Raw genomic sequence first — 20,662 nt, 5'->3', positions numbered from 1 at the left:
GAGTTTGATTATGTTTTTAATAAATTTTGCAAGAAAGATAATCAATGAAATAAAGCTGAGCATATTTCAAGATAGATGGAAGAAGAATAACAAACATAATGGTACTCTGCCAATAAACATATTTAATGCCCAATTAGTCTCTGTGGGCAGAAAAACATATGGAGAGTTAACGGTTATACAATTTAATGACCATGCTAAGCTAATACTCGGAAACTATTGTTCTATTGCTCAAAATGTATCTTTTATATTGGATGCAGAGCATAACACTAAAACTCTTTCAACTTTTCCTTTTAAAGTTGCATGCTTACAAAAGGTTAAACATGAAGCTACTTCCAAAGGTGATATTGTGGTAAAAGATGATGTGTGGATTGGATACGGCAGTATAATATTATCAGGAGTACACATTGGACAGGGAGCTGTAATAGCAGCAGGAAGCGTTGTATCGCATGATGTTCCCCCGTATGCAATCGTTGGAGGAGTCCCCGCACGATTAATTAAATATAGATTTTCTGAAGAAATGACAAAAAAGCTATTAAATTTTGATTTTAGTAAGTTAAATGACGAATCGATATATTGTAATATTGATTATTTATATAAAGAATTATCTGATGATAACATCAACTCTATCTTATCCAAATTTTAATAATTTTCTAATATTTGATATTTAATATAAAAATATTCGGATTAGAAGAGTGGACGGAGGGGAAAATGAAAGTTTCACTAAGAACATTAAAATACATAGGATTTAGTCTGGTATTAATGTTTGCGGATATTTTACATAATGGGAATTTAAACTTGATATATTTATTTGGAATTTTTATTATTTTCCGCTTTCTTATCAAAAAAAGATACTTTTATCACGTAGAAATTCGATATTTAATTCCATTTCTTTCTATTGTGCTTATGTTTATCATTTTTACAGACCAACCTTTTTCTACGATAAAAATGTTTGTTTATTTCGGGAAGTTGTTTATCAATATAGCACTATTATTATTTTTTCAATATAATTTTTCTAAGAAAAATATAAGAGAAGGAATGAAGTTCATCTTAGCTACATTAAGTTTATTGTTAACCCTCGCATTGATCTTTCATAACAATAATATCTTTTGGAGATTAAATGATCCATTTAATTCTTTCTCTAAAACGCGTTTACAACTTTTGTTTTCGGAACCTAGTGTATTAGGCTTGTTTGTTGGAACTCTGTTAATCTTTTCTTTTTATTCATTTTTAGAGTTTGGAATTGATCGATTATGTATGATTGGAGTGGTGGTCCCTCTTATATGTTTAGTACTGTCTTTTTCATTGTCTGCAATGGTATATACTGCAATAGTAATTTTATATTTGGTTGCAAAAAAAATATTAAAGGTAATACCAACCAAAAAATTAAATGAAAGAATATTAGTACTTATTATACTAATTCTTATGATGATGTTTTTCATAATGATCACAGAAAATCCTGTCAGGAATAGAGTATTAGCTATACTTAATGGTACAGATGGTTCATTTAATTTTAGGTGGAATGCAGCTACTCAATGCTTATTCTCTATTTTAGAAAAAACAAATTACTTGGGTCTTGGATTTGGAAATATGAATACAGAATATGGAAGATCAATATTAGAAAGCGTTGGTATGAGTGATATCTTTGCTAATTCTTTTTTGTATTTTATTGCAGAAGCAGGAATACTTGGGGTATTTTATATTGTTTTTATTATCAATTATTGTATTAAAAATATAAGAAAGAATAAGTACTTAGGACAGGATGATTGTACAGAACTAAAACAAGGTCTTTTGATATATGTGTTTATTAGCCAGATTGCAGGGGGTTATTTTACTGATCCATTTATTTGGTGTCTCTATGGAATAATATGCGCAAAAAATTTGAAAAGAAGTGGTTTGAAAATTTAGTTTGAATTTTTTGTGATAATTCACTCTGCAGTAACTTGTATCCTTTAATTACTAACTTATGATACTTTGTTTCTTGTTTAACCAGGAAAGAAAAATGATAAAGAGAAACCAAAATGAATCTATTAAATTAATTGAAAGTGAATTATAGTTGGAGGCAAATACATGATAATGGCGAATAACTTAGGAAGACAATATTCCTTACATGCTGAAGAATATGAAAAAAAAGCTTTAGAAGTCTTAAGATCCGGTTGGTATATCCTTGGAAATGAAGTTAAGGAATTTGAGAAAGAATGGGCTGCTTATATTGGAACTAAGTATTGTGTGGGACTGGCAAGCGGTCTTGATGCTCTTTGGATTAGTTTCAGAGTATTAGATATTAAAGAAGGTGATGAAGTCATTGTTTGTGGTAATGCTTATATTGCCTGTGTTATGGGTATTACAATTAATGGAGCAACTCCTGTTTTTGTAGAACCTGATGAGTATGACAATATAGATGGAGACCAAATTGAACATAAGATTACTGAACGGACAAAAGCTATCTTAGCAGTACATCTTTATGGCACTTCTTGTGATATGACCAAAATTATGAAAATTGCCAATGAACATAATTTAAAAGTAGTAGAAGACTGTGCACAAAGCCATGGTAACCATTGGAAAGGAAAGACTGTTGGAGGATTTGGGGATATTGGGTGTTTTAGTTTTTATCCTAGCAAAGGTTGTGGCGCTTTTGGTGATGCAGGTTGTATTGTTACAGACGATAAAGACTTAGCTGACAAGTTTAGGGTGTTTAGAAACTATGGCAGTCATGTGAGATATCAAAATAAGATTGTTGGCGCTAATAGTAGATTAGATGAACTTCAGGCAGGTTTGTTAAGAGTAAAGATGAAACATCTTGATGAATTTAATGCGGAGCGCTGTAAGTTAGCAGAGAGATATTATAACGAGATTACGAACCCTTTAATTCAACTTCCAAAACTTCGACCAGGTGCGGATTCAACATGGCATCAAATGGTGGTTCATGTTCCAGAAAGAAGAGATGAATTAATGAATTATTTAAAGGAACAAGACATTGGAACAATTATTCACTATCCGATACCACCACATTTAAGCGAGGCCTATCAATATCTTGGATATAAAAAAGGAGATTTTCCTATTACTGAAAAGTATGCTTCAGAAGTCTTAAGCTTACCAATGTATAACGGTATGACTTTTGAGGAACAAACGTTAGTAATAGAAGCTATTAATGAGTTTAAATAAAGTGCGAAATTTAATACACTTTTTGAATATAAGGAGATAGGATATGTCTATAAAAGAAAAATGTCCAATAATACATTTTGATGATTTAGGTGACGAAAGAGGAAAGTTAGTTGTTATAGAAGGTGGAAAAGGGATACCTTTTGATATACAAAGAGTATTTTATATTTACGAATCCGACTCAACGGTTGTTAGAGGACAACATGCAAATAAAGAGTCAGAATTTGTTCTAATTAATGTATCTGGAAAAAGCAAGGTCAGAATTACAGATGGAAAAGAAGAGTTTGTCGTTGAATTAAATAAACCAATGATGGGGGTATATATTCCAACAATGATTTGGAAAGATATGTATGATTTCTCGTCTGATTCAGTACTACTGGTGCTTGCAAGTACTCACTACAATAGTAAAGAATATATACGTGATTATGATGACTATTTAAAAATCATGGGGGAAGAGAAAAACAATGAGTAAACCGCTATTATCTTTGTGTATGCCGACAAATGGGGTTGTCGAATGGGTTTTTCCAGTTTTAGAAAGTATATATAAACAAGGTTGTGATAATTCGTTATTTGAAGTTGTAATTACTGATAATGGGAACAATATTGAATTTAAAAGATTAATTAAAAAATATGTCTCTGAGCATGACAATATCCTTTATGCGGAAACAAAAGTGCTTCCATTTCATAATGAAATTGAATCTTATAAAAGAGCTTCCGGTGAATTAATTAAATTTGTCAATCACCGCACACTTTTGATTGATGGGACATTACAAATACTAATAGACTTTATTGACAGACACAAAGAAAAAAAACCTATTATTTATTATTCTAATGGGGTATTGATGCTTGAGCGAAAAGAAAATATGTTTAAAACATTTGATGAATTTGTATGTAATTTATCATATTGGTCTTCTTGGTCCACAGGCATGACAATATGGAAAAGTGATTTTGAAAAACTGCCCGTTAATATATCTAATTTTAATGAGTTATTTCCTCATATGGATGTTCTTTTCGCAGAGAAAGAAAGAGAAAATTATATTATTGATAATAGAAAGATATTTAATGAATTGCCGGTGAATGGAATATCTAAGGCAAAGTATGATTTATTTTATGCTTTTTGCGTAGAATATTTGGCAATTATTTTGAAATTATTGCTAAATGGAGATATTAAAACTTCTACATTTTTAACTATTAAAAATGATAATCTTATATTTATTAGTAGGTTATATTTAAATTTTGTAATAAGGAAAAAACCCTGTTCCTATGATCTTTCAAGTTTAAAAAATTCAATAAAAGTGTTTTATAGCAGAAAAGAACTATTTTTTGCAGTTTTCAAATTATCTTTAAATAAAATAAAAAGGAAGGGGTAGAATATGGCTATTTTCGTTTTTTCACAAAATGTTAAACTTGATAGTTTAAAAAAATATGTTGATTTAAAAGAAGATAAGAATATTATTATTACTACTCATTTTTTGTTTGAGAATGAAAGAAAATTCCTAGAATCGTTGTTCATAAATATTGATTTTTATACTTTTGCAGATTTTTTGTCTGATACAGAAATGGAGAAAATAGATTTAGAATCTTATTCTTCTAGTAGTATACCATATGAAGAGTATCTAAAAAATATAAAAAAGAAGAAAAATATTTTAGTTATTTCAAAAGTTGTTTCTCAATTTCAACAAGGAAAAAGATATATATTTTCTGATGACTTAGGAATAGAGTTAAAAGCATGGGAAAGAATGGGATTTAAGTTTCTGGAATGCGATTATTATTATCACTCCGAAACATTAACATTTAAACAAAAGATTAAGCTGAGATTAAAAAAAATACGTTTATTGAGAAAATTAAAATCATTAGTAGTAAAAAGCACTTTTATACATCAACCTAATGAAGTGAGTGTAGCGTATTATAAAGGTCACAAATATGTTTTTTTAGGAAAAATGAATAGAATAGACTATAGATTGAGCATACCATTTAAACCTTCTGAAGAAGAATGTCATAGATTAAACAAAGGAGAATTTGAAACGAAGCAGTTTTGTACTTACATGACAACTTGGCATGAACATGGGAAGTGTAATGTACCAGATGAAGATAAATATGAAGTTCGATGGGCTCAAGATGGCTATCTTCCCCCAAATTATTCTCATAAAGATTATTTTTTTAAACCTAAGAATGTCAAGTACTTTTGTTGGGATATATTAGGGACTCAATTGTTCAAAAATCAGGGGTTACCATATGAGATGATTCCTTTTAGAAATAAACTATATTTACCAGAACCCAAATTCCCAATGAATGTGAAAAATGTGTTAATAGTTGCATCGGGTTCCGGTGATTGGACAGCGTTAAAAAATAGATCTGATGATGACATTATGGTTGATGCCTTTGTTCAAATGGCTAGAAGATTTCCTAATATCCATTTTGTATACAGATGCCATCCTACTTGGATTCATCCACAAAATGTGGGTGTAAATGCAATAAATAGAGTACATAATTATTTTGAATGGTTAAGATTGAAAAATTTAACATTATCAAGCAATATGCCTATTCCAGATGATGGAAAGGAATTTCGGTTTTCCTTTTCGAGAAGTACTCTTGATGAAGACCTGACAACTGCTGACTTTGTATTTGGTGAACATTCTATATCAATGATTGATGCTGCTTTTAAAGGGATACCTTTTAGTTCAGTCAATCTTACAAAGAGAAGAAATTTTTTTGTTGGAATAAATGATTTAGGATTTCCTTCATGCAGTACAATTGATGACATAGCAAGTATGATCGATCTTGCGAATACTGCTGAATTCAAAAATACTTATTTAAAAGCAGTAAAGAACTATAATAATATGACAAAGACAGATAAATAGATTGAGGTTCTTTCATGAATATATTGCTGAGGAAATATAATAATCTTTCAAAACCAATTAAAGCGGCATTATGGTTTACTATTTCAAATGTATTACTGAAGGGGATTTCTTTTATAACGTTACCTTTATTCACTAGGATGATGTCTACAGATGAGTATGGAATTTTATCTTTGTATCAATCTTGGGTTCTTCTCGTTACTATTACTATTACAATGAATGTATGGACAGGCAGTTTTAATGTCGGTCTATCAAAAAATGTCGAAAAAAAAGATGAGTATGCCGCTGCCGCACAGGGATTGGGTATTACAATTTCTGTAATCTTTTTGGCTCTGTCATTAGTGAATATTAAAAAGATATCGGGTTTTTTTGGATTAACTCAAATAATTACTTTGGCAGTGTTTCTACAAGTTCTGTTCGACATACCAATTAATGTATGGTCTCAAAAAATGAGATTTGATTATTCATATAAAAAAGTAGTTCTAGTATCTGTGCTTACGGCTATTATTAATCCCATTATTGGTTATTTTTTAGTGCTATATTCAACGAATAAAGCTGATGCTAGAATTCTTAGTTTATTAGGAGTAGAAATCTTTTTTGGTTTAGTGTTAGGCATTAGCAATTTGGCAAAGGGTAAGAAATTCTATGACAAGTCAATTTGGAGATATATATTTACATTTAATGTGGTTTTGATTCCTCATTATTTATCTTACCAGATTTTAAATCAGTCAGATAGGGTCATGATATCGAAAATGTGCAGCAATTCGGATGCTGCAATGTATAGCGTTGCCTATAATTTCTCAATGTTAATTACTCTTGTTACAAGTGGAATTGAAGCTGTTATTACTCCGTTTACTTTTAAAAGGATGAGAGATGGTAAAACTGATAAATTAAAAAAAGTTGTTAATATAGCAGTTGTTATTGTTGCTTTAGGTTGTATATTACTTATGTGCGTTATACCAGATGTATTTAGATTAATGATGACCGAGGCTTATTATCCATCCCTTTATATTATACCTATAGTCTCATCTGCGGCATTTTTTCAGTTTTTATATCCTATTTTTAGTAATGTCGAATTATTTTATGAACAAAAAAAATATATTACTTTTGCGTCATGTTTTGGTGCTGCTATAAATGTAATTCTTAATTATATTTTCATACAATTGTTTGGGTATATTGCAGCTGCTTATACGACTCTAGTATGTTTTATTTTATTCTGCATAATGCATTTTATTTTTATGAATAAAGTGCTCAGAGAGAATAAGAGTAAACCAGTTTATGATATTAAATTTATTTTACTGATATCTATATTTTTACTGATAAGTTCATTTATAATTTTAATATTATATTCAAATTCAATAGCAAGATATATTGTGATAAGTGTCATCTTAATGCTGTTAGTATTTAATAGAAAGAAATTAATGGATCTTTATGAAAAGAACTTAAAAAGTTAAAAAGGAGATTTTTATGTATTCAAACGAAAAAAGTGTTCAAATACTTTTAAAGCTTCTCAAAGAGTATAAAATTAAAGATGTTGTATTATCCCCAGGTGGTTCAAATGCACCTATTGTAAAATCATTTGAATACGATAAAGAGTTCAATTGTTATTCAGTGGTTGATGAAAGAAATGCTGCATATGTTGCTTTAGGAATGGCACAGCAGTCGAGGAGGCCAGTGGCTTGCGTATGTACTGCTGGGACTGCAGTAAGTAATTATTTGCCTGGAATAACAGAAGCTTTTTATCAAAATGTACCGGTTGTTGCAATTACATCGGATGGATTGTCTTCTCTACTTGATCAACTAGAACTTCAAAAAATTGATCAAGTAGGGATTTTCAAAGGTTGCATTAAAAAAGAGGTTTCACTTCCAGCTGTTAAAACAGAAATGGATGAGTGGTACTGTAATCGTTTAGTAAATGAAGCTTTATTAGAATTAAATCATCATGGTACAGGTCCAGTACATATCAACATTCCTATTACATTATCTTTGGAATGCAGTGAGAAGGTACTTCCAAAACAAAGAATAATTGAACGACATACTATTTCAAACACAGACTTTTCTTCATTTTCAAGTTATTTAAGAAATAAGAAAATTATGATTGTTGTTGGAGAAAACTTGAAGATAAAAGATACACAGATAAAATTATTTAATTCTTTTTTTGAAAAGTATGATTGCTTTTACTCAGTAGAAGCTGTTTCTAATTTGAACTGTAACGGATGCGTAACTACTTATCCGATAACAGAGACAGAATATGCGTTTAAGAGACCTGAATTAATACCTGATATAGTGATATCCCTAGGAAATTTTGTCGCAACATACAAACTCAAAGAGATATTGAGAATGTATAATAAGAAAATTGAAAATTGGCTTGTTTCAGATTCTGGATGTGTAAGAGATCCTTATTTTTCTTTAACAAATATCTTTGAAGGAAATTTTGTTGAGTTTTTTCAAAAATTAACGAGTGTTAATTTTGTTGAAGCAAATCATGATTATTATAAGAAATGGGATAATGCGGCCAGTTCTATAAATTTGGGTGATTTAAAATTTTCAAGCTTAAGTATTGCAAGAGAACTCTCAAAGAGCATTCCTGATTATTCAATTCTTCATACAGCTATTTTAAACAGTACGAGGATCACTCAATTTTTTGATTTTAATAAGACTGTTAAGTACTACAGCAATCTAGGTGCTTTGGGAATTGATGGATGTCTCGCTACATTTATCGGTCATTCATTGGTGACAGAAAACTTGTCTTTCCTTTTAATAGGAGATTTGAGTTTCTTCTATGGAATGAATGGAATAAGCATTCGAGGTATAAAAAATAATGTAAGAATAATTTTATTAAATAATGGCGGTGGAGGAGAGTTTAAAATTAAGTTGCCATATAATGGTATGGATAAATTCGTATGTGCACAAAATAAAAGAACTGCTAAAGGATGGGTAGAATCACTTGGATTTGAATACTTTTCAGCTGCCAGCAATGATGAGGTTAGAGATGCTCTTTCAATTTTTGCGCAAGAATCAGAAACACCGTTATTCCTAGAGGTATTTATAGATATTGATGAAGATTCTCAATTAATACGTGATATTTATGCTTCGAATACAAATAATCATTCTACAGCATCTGTATCTCTGAAAAAAGGTATCACTAAACTATTGCCAAGTGATGTTAAAGATAAAATTAAAAATATATTAAACCCGTGAAATAAAATGATGGGAGAGTTACAGTGAATTTAATTCGTAGATTATTTAGAAAGATTAAAAATATGTTTTCCCAAAAGGAGATAATACCTATTTATCAACCTGTAGATACAAATAAAATTCTTCAGAATAAAGTGATTTTGATAACTGGTGGGACTGGTGGCATTGGGTTTGCAATTGCAAAGCAGGCAGTTGCCAGCGGCGCAAAAGTTATATTATGTGGGACCAATGCAGCTAAATTAAATAAGCTATCTTTGGAGTTGGGAGAAAATGCAAATAGTTATAATTTTGATTTAAGTAGCTTAGATGATGTTGAAAATATATTGAGAGAGATTACTTCGCTTTTTCCTGAAAACCGCATTGATATTCTTGTTAATTCAGCTGGTATTCATGGAGAATTGAACTTCCTTAAAGAAAGTGTCGAGGAATTCGACAAAGTAATGAATATTAATGTAAAAGCAACTTATTTTATCAGTCAAGCAGTAGCAAAGCAAATGATTGAAAAAGGGATTAAAGGACATATATTAAACGTCTCTTCGTCATCTGCTTTAAGACCTGCTTCAACTCCATATCAAATATCTAAATGGGCAGTTAATGGAATTACGAAAGGATTGGCTGATGTCCTCTTACCATATGGTATTATTGTTAATGCCATTGCTCCAGGTCCAACGGCTACTTCAATGGTTAAGGATGTTAATAATAAAAATCTTTATTTTGAACACCAGCCATCTCACAGATATGCGACTCCTGAAGAAATTGCAAATTTGGCCATTTTTATGTTAAGCGATATGGGAAATATGATTGTTGGTGACACTTACTACATAACTGGCGGTAGTGGTACAATATCCTATCACCGTTAGAAAGACCTGTTTTTAAAATTTAATTCTTATAATACTTTTTATATTAAATTACATAAGTGTAATTTGGGCTTAAATTTAAATTTTGAAAACTTCTATAAAAAGTATTTAATAGGCTTGGAACCTTTTCATAGACATAGATTGGAAGGAAAAAATACCATTTCACAGTATCTCCAAAAATTATGGTATCAGTCCCTGGAGAGGGGTTATAAACACTACAACTTATTACGAGGAAGAGAAAATGAAAAATTATAAAATAGGATATACAACAGGAGTATATGATATGTTTCACATTGGACATCTTAATATTCTTAAAAGAGCTAAAGAACAATGTGATTATTTAATTGTTGGTGTGAGTACTGATGAAGTTGTTAAAAGCTACAAGAATAAAACGCCAATTATTCCATTTGAAGAAAGAATTGCTATAGTACAAGAGCTAAAATGTGTTGACGAAGCAGTTCCACAAAAAAATATGAATAAAATGGAGGCATGGAAAAACCTTCATTTTGATGCGCTGTTTCATGGATCAGATTGGAAGGGTAGCGATATGTACAATAAAATGATCGATGAATTCTCACTTGTAGGTGTTGATGTTGTATTTTTGCCACACACAGAGGGAGTATCATCGACATTACTATCAGAAGTATTGCATAAAATAAATTGTGACATATAACTTAATATAATAATATAAAAAATTGAGAATAAATGAAATCTATTGATGAAAGATAGAAAGAATCAAAAAATTAGAAAAGAGGGTGGAGAAATAAAGAGGTAGACAAGGTTTTCAGAGTGAATGAAAAAGCAATGTTCATCTTGTAAAAACGTTGTGGCTGATGTTCAAAGGGGCAACAGGTACAAGATGTTTGTGAATTTAGTTGAGGTAATTCAATGATTTCATAAACGCCGCTGGCAAGCTATTTAACAGAAAACTTATAAGGGGTGGAATTTAAATATTCTATGTAGCCGCATTATTTAAGAAATAAATAACTGATTTAACACAGGTAGTAGAATTAAAAAATATATGTTATTATAGAACAAAGAGAAAATATTGTTATTAAATGTATTTTTTAATAAATATTGTGGAAATGGTAGAATATGTATATAAAAGAGGGGAATTTAGAGACTTAGTGGAAACTGGTATCTTAGCAGAGGACTATTATAAACTAATTCAGATGAATCATTATTGGGATGAATATGAAAATTAATAGGTAAAATAGGGGTGACTAATGAAGCATAAAAATGTACTAGATAAGATCATTATTTTGATATTAAAAGTTTTTGTAATTTCGGCGTTAATTTTACCGGTCTTAACAACTAAAGCAAAAAACCCCGAATTAGACGGCTATTATTCCAGGTTTATATTAAATAATTTTTTTGCCCTGCTGGGTATAATAATAATTTTATTTACAGCTTTACCATATAAACGGTTTATGTCTCGATTTTTATTTGGAGCATTTTTGTTATTTGCTATTTGTCTGAGTTATAATATTTTATATTTAAATAATTTGGAAGTTATTCAATTTCCTTGGGCTCGTTGGAACACAACAATTAGCTTCGCATTATTAATAACACTTTTGTTAGTGAAAACTAAAGAAATATTTGAACAAGGAAATATAATTCGATATACAATTTGGGCAATAATTGTAACTAATGTTATAGGTGTTGCTTTTTATTTAAAAGGTTATTTGTCCTTACATATATATAACTTTAAACTTGTTTTAACGAAAATTGATCCTAATTACTATGAAAAACGTTTTAACTGGATTTATTTCTATAAATGCCAGTATTCCTGTATGCTGCTGTTATTTATAGGATTATTTGTAGTCCATAAAAAGAAGTTTCGTAATAAGCTTACCTATCTGCTGAGTCTTGTAATATTGTTCTGCTGTTTGTTTGTTGCTCATACAAACACTTCTACAGTTTGCGCTGTATTTATTTTAGCAGCTGATTTTGTTGACTATCTGTTTGCTAATAAAAGATATCTATTTACTAAAATTACATTATTAGTGATGTCTTCTTTAGGAGTAGCAAAATTGATCTTGAGTTGGATAGCTCAAGAAAGAGATCTGAGTAATTTAGGTTCCAGAATTCCAATCTGGAAAATGGCAATAGAAAAAATTAAAGAAAATCCACAAGGATTAGGGAATCGTTTTGCTTTAAATCCTAAGGACTGGTTACAAATTGCGCCTACATGGAAAACAAATAATTGTCATAATATTTTTTTAAATGAGATGCTTAGATTTTCGATACCGGTTGGGTTCTGTTATTTAGGCTTTTTTTTGGCAAGCTGTGTCTATTCGTTGATGAAAAAATTTTCTTTTTTAAGATTAAGTATCTGGATATCTTTTTTTATTGCAGTTTCTATGGATTACTCAGTTCAGACTCCGGAATTATCCATGGTTATGTTTATGATTTATTGTATTTTTTTCTTTCCTTTAGAAGAAGTGGAGGAATAAGAAAGATAAAGTATTTTAGAGAAAAGAACATTGGGCTTTTTAAAAGTTATAAGATTTCATTGAGGTTATCAAAAGATAAAATAGAATGTTATCTGATATAAAATATCTCAATTAATATAACTATTTTGTTTTTACTTAAGGAGGATGTAAAAGTGAAACTATATATTGTAGTACCCTGTTATAATGAAGAGGATGTACTTCCGGAGACATCATCAAGACTGCAAGAAAAAATGCAGTTTCTAATACACAATCAACAGATTTCTGAAGATAGTCATGTCGTTTTTGTCGATGATGGATCCAAGGATAGGACATGGGCGATGATAGATGAATTACATCATCGAAATTCATTATTTTCTGGCATTAAGCTGTCTAAAAATAGAGGACACCAAAATGCTCTTCTAGCAGGATTAAGTTTCGCGGCAGAGCATGCTGATGCAGCTGTCTCTATGGATGCTGATCTTCAGGATGATATTAACGCTATTGATGGGATGATCAAAAAATACAATGAAGGTTGTGATATCGTATATGGAGTGCGAAGTACGAGAGATAAAGATACATTCTTCAAAAAGTTTACGGCCGAAACTTTTTATAAGGTATTAAGGCGTTTAGGAGGCGAGATCATCTACAATCATGCGGACTATCGATTGATGAGTAACCGTGCGTTAAAAGGACTTGCTGAATTTAAGGAAGTAAATTTATTTCTGCGCGGAATTGTACCTATGATCGGATATAAATCGGACACTGTTACCTATGAGAGAGGGGAGCGATTTGCCGGAGAAAGTAAGTATCCGCTGAAAAAAATGTTATCCTTTGCTTTTGAGGGAATCACCTCTTTGAGCATAAAGCCGGTTCGTTTAATATTTGATTTTGGAGTTGCTATATCTGGAATCAGTGTCATTGTATTGCTATATTTTTTAGCACAATATTTTATGGGAAATACAGTTAGCGGGTGGACTAGCCTGATTATGTCTATATGGCTTCTGGGAGGATTTCAGTTAATGGCCATAGGGATTATTGGGGAATATATCGGAAAAGTTTATCTGGAAACAAAGGCAAGGCCACGGTTTATTAATGAAGTTATATTAAATAACGACGGAGAGAGTAAATGAAGCTGAAAAAGTTAGTATATTCTGCCCCCTTAATTTGGTTATCTATTTTCTTGGTTTACCTGCTTTTAAGTTTTCCATTTATAGTTTTAAATAAAGAAATTGGAAGTATTTCTATCGCTATGCGTGTAGCAGCCTTAGTTTTAAGCTTTTCTTTGCTTATTTTTGTTTGGATTGGTTTTACTAAATCTAAATTAATTGAAAAAAACTATTTTGTATTGATCTTTCTTGGGATAGCAGTTATCTTACAGCTGATATTTGTATTTTATTTGAAAATACAGCCGACCAACGATTTATTATATCTGCACGATGAAGCGATTTCCATTGTTAAACATAAGCATGAAATTTCTTTGACGAATTTTAGAAATTATTTTGCACAATATCCAAATAATTATGGTTATCTAACTGTTCTCTATACATGCTATAAAATAGTAACTTTCTTGGGAATAGGTACTAAATACTTGGTTGCAGCCGGCAACATTTTAAATATCCTAATGATTAATGGTGGAATTTTATTGGGGTATTATGTAATCAGGATTTTAAAGACTTGTAGACTGGCAAATTTATTTCTATTATTTTTTCTGTTAAATCCATGGACTTATTTATCTGTACCATATTATTATACACATACAGCATCGTTTTTCATTTTAATGTTAGTAATAGCCTGTATGCTTATAATTAAAAAGGCAAATAGCCGTTGGAAGAAAATTATCTTTTATATATTGGAAGGATTTATATTATACTGGGGAATCAAAGTTCGAATAACAAACATCTTTCCGATAATTGCTTTGATTTTTGTTTTTTTTGTATTCGGAGACAAAAGAGATTTGAATTTACGAAAAATAATTTTTTCAGGTGCTCTGATGTTATGTGGGACCTTGGCTGGAGGCTGCTTCTTTCAGGGTGCCTTTGGAGACATAATGCCTAAAAATAATAAAAACTCTTTTCCAATTACCCATTGGCTTATGATGGCCTCTCATGGTGATGGGCGATTTAACAGGGAGGATGTTTGGTTTACATCTAGTTTTAAGACAAAGAAAGAAAAAAAAGATGCAAATATTAAGAGGATTATAAAAAACTATCAACAGGCAGGAATCAGGGGTACCGCAAAATTAGTGGGAATCAAGCTGCGGTCAGTATGGCTGATTGGAGATGATGACGCAAGTAAAATGTTAGTCAGTGCACCTGATTATACTCGGCTGCATGACTTTATCTCTGGTCCGGACAATGGAGGGCTTCTGATGTATTGCTATCTATTTAGGAGCCTTACTTTGTTATTTATGCTGCTTAATGTTCTATATTTGTTGAAAAAGCCTGATTCGTGGAACTACCTAATTGCACTGATTTTATTAGGAGCTATGGTATTTCATTGTGTATGGGAGGCTAATCCTAAATATAGTATTTGTTTTATGGGATTGATGGCTTACTCAGCGATTATGGGATATGACGGCTGGAAAAATAAGAAGGATAATAAATTGTCGTTTTCTAAAAAATCATTAAGAATTTATCTTGTTTGCGTAGTATGTGTGGCAGTTATGCTAAATATTCGTTATGATTTTTTTAGTATCCGGTCTCATAAAAATAATAAATATTATGCAGCTGCCCAGATGAAAGGATCTCACACTAGGGAAATCACTGCGCAGAGAGGGGATATTTTAAGCCAAACATTCCAAACGTCAAGAGATTTTAATACCATAGACCTGAATATTCTATTTTCTAAAGGAAATTTCCAGATTAGGTTACTGGATGAAAGAGGACAGATCATTCAAAAAAAGGAAATTTATCCAGACACAGATGAAAGTCATTTTACCTGGAAGTTATTTAAGGGTGTTATGCCAAAAGGACAAAAAGGATATTGCATATCTGTGATTTGTTTATCCAATGGTTCACAGCTAAGAGTACCTGTTTATCAAACAGGAAATTATGACGCGTATCCAAAAGGAAATATGATTTGGAGAGGAAGGGAATTTAAAAATACTGATATTATCTTTGGCGTATATCAAAAAAATAGGAAATAGGGCAGAAAATTCATATAATAATAAAATAGAAAAGGTTAAACCCTGCTGCAAAGAAAATTTTGTTAGCAGGGTTTGATTTTTTACAGAAATAATCTTGAGATTTCTTTTGTAATGACTTCAGACAATGCTGATAAGTCTTTCATGGGTTGTTTTTTTAATTGAAATTCATCATCTTCTACAATTATTGTATCAATTCTAAAAAATTGTGATAATAAAACATTATAGTCGAGTGGGTCCTGAGGATGTAAAGTAACAATACCATCAAACTGGGAAGCATAGGATTTATTTAAAAATATATTTTTAAGTATTACAATTTTCTCAGATAAGGAATGTTTTGCAATAAAAGTTAAAATGCTATCATCTAAATAATTGTAATTATCTACTAAAAACATTTGGCAATCGTTCTGAGTACACCCATTCAAAAATGTTTCTAAAAAGGATAATAACTCTCTGCTTTCATCATTATTTATTACATAAAGGTAAGAGAATTTAGATTTGTCTACCTTTGGCAACAATAGGACCTCTTTCGTCTTAAATGGTTTATTACCACAAGGAATCATAAAATATTCCCGATTATCGTACACAGCTGTACGTATATTATCGGTTGTATCTTCCAGCTGTTCCTTAGAAGGAAGGATTGGGACAGCGGAACAATCTGAAGCCAAATCGGTATATTCTTCTGTATTTGACCTGTGCAGACCAACACTAAAATAGAGTCGTTCGTCAAATGAGGAATATATTCGGATTTTGTTGGTGAATGTAAAAGCGGTGGTTTTGTTCTGCACCCATATTGCCTTTTCTTTGGCCAGATTCTGATAACCCAAATATAATCTTTTTTTGGAAGAAAATCCTTCAAAGAGCAAATAATCCTTTTGAGTAAAATGTCCAAATAATATTGTTGTATCAAAAGAAATATTATTACAAATACGCTGACTGTTTCCCCTGTATAGCTCAAAGATATCCTGATTTACAATATCTGTTGAGTTATCCATGTTGTAGAGATATTTTGAAAGATATCTGTGCGCTGCATATGTCTCTTTATCATAAGGAAGCCGGCCTGAACAGTCTAAATATCTGACATTTTTATTTATTTCAGAGATTACTTCTTTATCATTTTTCTTGAAAGATGATGCGATTAAAGTTACATCAAGCTGGTCATAGTCGATCCAATCTAAAGTATGAAGTAAGTGTAAATAAGCATGCTGATCCAGGTTTTGCAGGAAATCGATGAAAAATGCTATTCTTTTTTTTGTGCTGTGAAAAGATGTTACGAATGGGGAAGAAGCATTTTCTTTTACAATACTCCATATGGAGTTATCCAAGGTGTGAATGTATGGAAAACTTACTTCGCTATTCTGTACCATTTCTTTAATCTTTTTTGGGCTTTGTGGATTTAGATTGCAAAAAGTCAATAAATCTGTATATAATTGTTCATTTAACAACCTGTTTTTTAAGATATAAACCGGGGTTTTCATCTGAACAAAATCTTCATATAAAACATTTCCATCTGTAATTACACATCTATATTTTAGATCCCGGCAGTCAATGTGAGGAGGTAGAAGGTACTGACTAATCACATCATTTAACTGAAATATGTCATATGCCGCAAGTGGTACGGAAATGTAAATGTCTTCAAAATCTAATTGCTCAATAATATCTGCATAAAATGATGCAGAAGCTGACATTTCTTTCGCTGTCTTGCACTGCAGTGCTGGAAGAAGTAAAACAGTACTTTTTGAGTTTGTACTGTACCTGGACGCAGAAGGCAATGAATGAGAAGGGTGAAAGGACAGTACTCCTTGGATAATTTTACCGTCATACATATTTTTTAATTTATAGGCACTCTCCAGCACAGTCTTCTGATATTGTTCATTAGCTGAGAGAATATAATCTGCCTGCAGGTAATGGCGTTCCACAAATTGTTCTGTATCAACATTTATAATACCTTTGTCATATCCTGAAAATGTAAAGGCAGAGTCATTTCCCGTGCAGATTAGAGTCTGTTCCTCACGCTTTACGAATGTTGAAGTAAAATAACCGTCAGTAACTAAATACTGTGAGACAGCAAGAGATTCGTAATATTCAGAAGAGTACCTTTTTACAAAACGTATATTACAGGTTTGCTCATAATAGGTTAAGTCTTCCTCCAATAGATCAGGAGATTCAATGCTCCATATATGAGTAAGACTGGAATCAGAAACTGCATTTAAAAACAAAGATTTAGGTTTACCTTTTAAACCGCTTCCGTTGTCCGCTTCATAGAAAACAGTATTTTTGATAATAGGTTTCTTTAAACATTCGCAATAAAAAATTGTGTTTTTTAAACCAGCAGCAGAACTCTGCAGCTGTTGATCAATACCTTTTTTGTATTGTTCATAAGATAATTTACGTTTCTTAATTGTATCCATATATATACTCCATTAATTCTAATCAAATAATTGTTCAAATTCTTTATAAACAGATAAATTATATTCATGGGGGTCAAAGCTGTATTGTGGAACTTTATTTTCCATATAGGCTTTGAAACCACAATAAATACTTTCAGAATCCTTCTTGATGACCAGCTGTCCATTCTCAATATAAGTATCTTTTCCTGTTGAAAAATCAGAAAGTATAATGGGGATTTCCAAAACCCGGGCTTCTTGTATTACCATTGGCTGTCCCTCATAATTTGACGGCAGTATAAAACAATTACATTGTTTTACAAAAGAAAAGGGGTTATTTAAGTTACCGGTAAGAACAACAGAATCTGTCAGGCCAAGCGATACAATCTGATTTGTCAAATTATCCATCAGAGGGCCTGCACCCAAGATGTATAATTTTGTATTTTGGTATTCCTGATGAAACTTTTTGAAAGCTGTAATAAGGTTAGCATGGTTTTTTTCAGGGGAAAGGCGGCCCATAGTTACAAAAACGGTACAGTCGGAGTCAGGCATTTCCATTATATCCATGTTGATTTTTTGATTATCCAAATTCTCGTTTATACATTTTATATAATAATCCTTTCCTTGGATCTTTAAGAAAGAGGGCTGCATCAGTGCTTCCTGAATGCGTTCGTAGTGAACCGTATTTCTTGCAAATGTAAATTTATCTTTTATTTTAGACGTAGATAAAGACTTTCTGTTTTCATCCATGACTGATTTACTGCAGGAAACTAGTTTGTCGTAATAAGGGTAAGTTGAAAATACAACTTTAAGTCCTTTATTTAAAGGCATTTGACCATTTACTTTACGGAATCTGTCCTTTATCAAATCATTGTGCTGCCAGATATACTTTTTTGGAATATCAGAAAATGCAAATAAAGTGGCATGGTGAGCGCTGTAACCAGTAAAATCGATTGCATAGTCAAATCTGGAATTACCAAAAATTCTTTTAAATTCACGACGAAAATACGACTTAGGAGCAATTTTATCCCACAGACTGTTTACTATTCCTTTTTCCATAATCAATTTATAGCGGATATCATCATTCAGACTGCTGTTTGCTCCGGCAACTTTAGTGATGACTCTTACTTGCTTATTCACAGAATTAATAATTGGAGTATTATTTATACTTTTGTTTAAAAGAGTTAATAATGTAATGTCAAATTTATCATGGTCAATGATATTTAATAAACTTAATAAAGACTGAGTAATGCCATTAGGTTTTAAATCACTGCCAAATATGACTATTTTTTTCTTTTCTGTCACCATATCAGATATAATGTGATACGGTGATTTGTTGTTCTCAAGCAGAATATCTAATAGGCGGCCGCAGACATTGCCGTCATCATATTGACAGCATGATGTTTTTTGTTCGTGATATATGCTTTTGTATGTTTCAATAACAGACTCAAGATTATTGATCCATTTCGGAATATCTGCCATGATTTTTGTCTTTGGCCCAGGCAGAGTGTCTACAGAATGATAAAGACCTCTGTACTTTTGATATTCTTCAAGATCCGGTATATAAAATAAAATAGGGCGTCCGGTTGCCAGAAAGTCAAAATAGATACTGGAGTAATCGGAAACTAAAATATCAACTACCGATAAGATTTCATTTGTATCAATGATCGCAGGTATAAACTGTGAAGTAATGTTTTTACTATTTTTGATATGCTTGTATACAATTTGATGCGGTTTTACTAAGACTTGATATTCATCAGTATTTATATTAGATTCCAGAGTATCTATGAAATTAAAATACTCCTCTAACCCTATATCAGGATTTCCGTAATCTCCGCCTTTCCATGTCGGCGCATACATGATAATCTTTTTTTTCGGATCAACATTTACTCCATAGGAAATCAGTTTATTAATAATGACATTTCTGTTCGTATTAAATAGATTATCATTTCGAGGTTGTCCTTCCTGGATGATATTTCCTTGATAGATACCATCCAGCTTAAACGCCTGCTTATAAATTGTGGTCATGAACTCACTTGGAGAAATTAAATAATCTGATGACAAAAAATTCTTTATGGTATTCCGGGTTTCAACATTGCCATCTGGCAAATCAAAACCTAGTGTCTTTAAGGGGATACCATGCCAGGTATTGACATAAATCTGTCCTTCTTTTGGAGTATAAAGAGGTGGAAAAGTAACGTTATTAATAAGATATTTTGCACTGGCCAATTGTTTTAAATATTCGTCATCACTCCTGGAGATAAAATGAACATTATCGCAGGAAGCATATTCTTCAATTACCTTTTTGTTATCTTCCATATCTTCAAATACCCAGTAATGATCATATTTATTAAAATCAGATCTGCTTTTAAAAGTTTTAAAAATGGCATAAGGATTACAAATCATTCCCCGACCCATATAAGATTCATATAAAACAGCATGAGGATTAATTTTGCTCTTATTATAATATTCGACATAGGTAGCCTGACGGATTTTAGCCTCATTTTTATTGTGCTTACTTTTTTCAGTATTTATAATATTTGTAAAAGTATTTATCTGGTTTTTTAAACGTGAAAAACTTGACATAATTCCTCCTGATTTTACTTCATCTCATTTTGTTACATCT

At 31.3% G+C, this 20,662-nt stretch carries 15 protein-coding genes; 13 read left to right on the top strand and 2 right to left on the bottom strand.

The window, feature by feature from the left end:
• Positions 1-10: 10 nt before the first annotated feature.
• The 13 genes from P8F77_RS14655 (at position 11) to P8F77_RS14595 (ending at position 15,652) form a co-directional block, all read left to right on the top strand.
• A complete protein-coding gene (locus tag P8F77_RS14655) occupies positions 11-643 on the top strand; it encodes a CatB-related O-acetyltransferase (RefSeq protein WP_287517226.1) in 633 nt (210 codons plus the stop codon).
• A 65-nt stretch (positions 644-708) separates the two neighbouring features.
• The gene (locus P8F77_RS14650) at positions 709-1,905 is read left to right on the top strand and encodes a hypothetical protein (protein WP_287517227.1); all 1,197 of its coding nucleotides are present in this window, start codon (positions 709-711) and stop codon (positions 1,903-1,905) included.
• A gap of 162 nt (positions 1,906-2,067) precedes the next feature.
• Positions 2,068-3,162, top strand: a complete 1,095-nt coding sequence (locus P8F77_RS14645) for a DegT/DnrJ/EryC1/StrS family aminotransferase (RefSeq protein WP_287517228.1) — start codon at positions 2,068-2,070, stop codon at positions 3,160-3,162.
• Between the two features lie 43 nt (positions 3,163-3,205).
• Complete coding sequence (locus tag P8F77_RS14640; RefSeq protein ID WP_287517229.1) at positions 3,206-3,631, top strand: FdtA/QdtA family cupin domain-containing protein; 426 nt, start codon at positions 3,206-3,208, stop codon at positions 3,629-3,631.
• Positions 3,632-3,650: 19 nt separating this feature from the next.
• Positions 3,651-4,529 (top strand): hypothetical protein, encoded by an 879-nt coding sequence (locus tag P8F77_RS14635; RefSeq protein WP_347256159.1) that lies wholly within the window; start codon positions 3,651-3,653, stop codon positions 4,527-4,529.
• A 3-nt stretch (positions 4,530-4,532) separates the two neighbouring features.
• Positions 4,533-6,020 carry a hypothetical protein gene (locus P8F77_RS14630; protein ID WP_287517231.1) on the top strand — a complete coding sequence of 496 codons (1,488 nt, stop codon included), beginning with the start codon at positions 4,533-4,535 and terminating at the stop codon, positions 6,018-6,020.
• Positions 6,021-6,034: 14 nt separating this feature from the next.
• The gene (locus P8F77_RS14625) at positions 6,035-7,471 is read left to right on the top strand and encodes an oligosaccharide flippase family protein (protein ID WP_287517232.1); all 1,437 of its coding nucleotides are present in this window, start codon (positions 6,035-6,037) and stop codon (positions 7,469-7,471) included.
• A gap of 13 nt (positions 7,472-7,484) precedes the next feature.
• A complete protein-coding gene (locus P8F77_RS14620) occupies positions 7,485-9,218 on the top strand; it encodes a thiamine pyrophosphate-binding protein (protein WP_287517233.1) in 1,734 nt (577 codons plus the stop codon).
• Positions 9,219-9,241: 23 nt separating this feature from the next.
• Entirely contained in the window at positions 9,242-10,075 is an 834-nt protein-coding gene (locus P8F77_RS14615) for an SDR family oxidoreductase (RefSeq protein WP_287517234.1), read from the top strand.
• Positions 10,076-10,313: 238 nt separating this feature from the next.
• Positions 10,314-10,745 (top strand): adenylyltransferase/cytidyltransferase family protein, encoded by a 432-nt coding sequence (locus tag P8F77_RS14610; protein ID WP_287517235.1) that lies wholly within the window; start codon positions 10,314-10,316, stop codon positions 10,743-10,745.
• A gap of 553 nt (positions 10,746-11,298) precedes the next feature.
• Positions 11,299-12,528, top strand: a complete 1,230-nt coding sequence (locus P8F77_RS14605; RefSeq protein WP_287517236.1) for an O-antigen ligase family protein — start codon at positions 11,299-11,301, stop codon at positions 12,526-12,528.
• 152 nt (positions 12,529-12,680) lie between these two features.
• Positions 12,681-13,637 (top strand): glycosyltransferase, encoded by a 957-nt coding sequence (locus tag P8F77_RS14600; protein WP_347256158.1) that lies wholly within the window; start codon positions 12,681-12,683, stop codon positions 13,635-13,637.
• Positions 13,634-15,652 (top strand): hypothetical protein, encoded by a 2,019-nt coding sequence (locus tag P8F77_RS14595; protein WP_287517238.1) that lies wholly within the window; start codon positions 13,634-13,636, stop codon positions 15,650-15,652. Before P8F77_RS14600 ends, P8F77_RS14595 begins: the two co-directional genes overlap by 4 nt.
• A gap of 80 nt (positions 15,653-15,732) precedes the next feature.
• Here the strand turns inward: P8F77_RS14595 and P8F77_RS14590 are convergent, their stop codons facing one another.
• On the bottom strand, positions 15,733-18,060 hold the full coding sequence (locus P8F77_RS14590; protein ID WP_287517239.1) for a CDP-glycerol glycerophosphotransferase family protein: 2,328 nt from the start codon (positions 18,058-18,060) through the stop codon (positions 15,733-15,735).
• A gap of 18 nt (positions 18,061-18,078) precedes the next feature.
• Positions 18,079-20,622: a glycosyltransferase gene (locus P8F77_RS14585; RefSeq protein WP_287517240.1), complete on the bottom strand. Its 2,544-nt coding sequence runs from the start codon at positions 20,620-20,622 to the stop codon at positions 18,079-18,081.
• Between the last annotated feature and the right edge of the window lie 40 nt (positions 20,623-20,662).

It is taken from the genome of Anaerostipes sp. PC18, from assembly GCF_039789045.1.
GTDB classification, from domain to species: domain Bacteria; phylum Bacillota; class Clostridia; order Lachnospirales; family Lachnospiraceae; genus Anaerostipes; species Anaerostipes hominis.
This window is presented reverse-complemented; position numbering and strand designations above follow the sequence as displayed.

Excerpts from the sequence above, each read along its gene's own strand:
- P8F77_RS14640 (WP_287517229.1), top strand. The coding sequence starts at position 3,206 with ATGTCTATAAAAGAAAAATGTCCAATAATACATTTTGATGATTTAGGT.
- P8F77_RS14585 (WP_287517240.1), bottom strand. The coding sequence starts at position 20,622 with ATGTCAAGTTTTTCACGTTTAAAAAACCAGATAAATACTTTTACAAAT.
- P8F77_RS14635 (WP_347256159.1), top strand. The coding sequence starts at position 3,651 with ATGCCGACAAATGGGGTTGTCGAATGGGTTTTTCCAGTTTTAGAAAGT.
- P8F77_RS14590 (WP_287517239.1), bottom strand. The coding sequence starts at position 18,060 with ATGGATACAATTAAGAAACGTAAATTATCTTATGAACAATACAAAAAA.
- P8F77_RS14655 (WP_287517226.1), top strand. The coding sequence starts at position 11 with ATGTTTTTAATAAATTTTGCAAGAAAGATAATCAATGAAATAAAGCTG.
- P8F77_RS14605 (WP_287517236.1), top strand. The coding sequence starts at position 11,299 with ATGAAGCATAAAAATGTACTAGATAAGATCATTATTTTGATATTAAAA.
- P8F77_RS14620 (WP_287517233.1), top strand. The coding sequence starts at position 7,485 with ATGTATTCAAACGAAAAAAGTGTTCAAATACTTTTAAAGCTTCTCAAA.
- P8F77_RS14630 (WP_287517231.1), top strand. The coding sequence starts at position 4,533 with ATGGCTATTTTCGTTTTTTCACAAAATGTTAAACTTGATAGTTTAAAA.
- P8F77_RS14610 (WP_287517235.1), top strand. The coding sequence starts at position 10,314 with ATGAAAAATTATAAAATAGGATATACAACAGGAGTATATGATATGTTT.
- P8F77_RS14645 (WP_287517228.1), top strand. The coding sequence starts at position 2,068 with ATGATAATGGCGAATAACTTAGGAAGACAATATTCCTTACATGCTGAA.
- P8F77_RS14625 (WP_287517232.1), top strand. The coding sequence starts at position 6,035 with ATGAATATATTGCTGAGGAAATATAATAATCTTTCAAAACCAATTAAA.
- P8F77_RS14595 (WP_287517238.1), top strand. The coding sequence starts at position 13,634 with ATGAAGCTGAAAAAGTTAGTATATTCTGCCCCCTTAATTTGGTTATCT.
- P8F77_RS14650 (WP_287517227.1), top strand. The coding sequence starts at position 709 with ATGAAAGTTTCACTAAGAACATTAAAATACATAGGATTTAGTCTGGTA.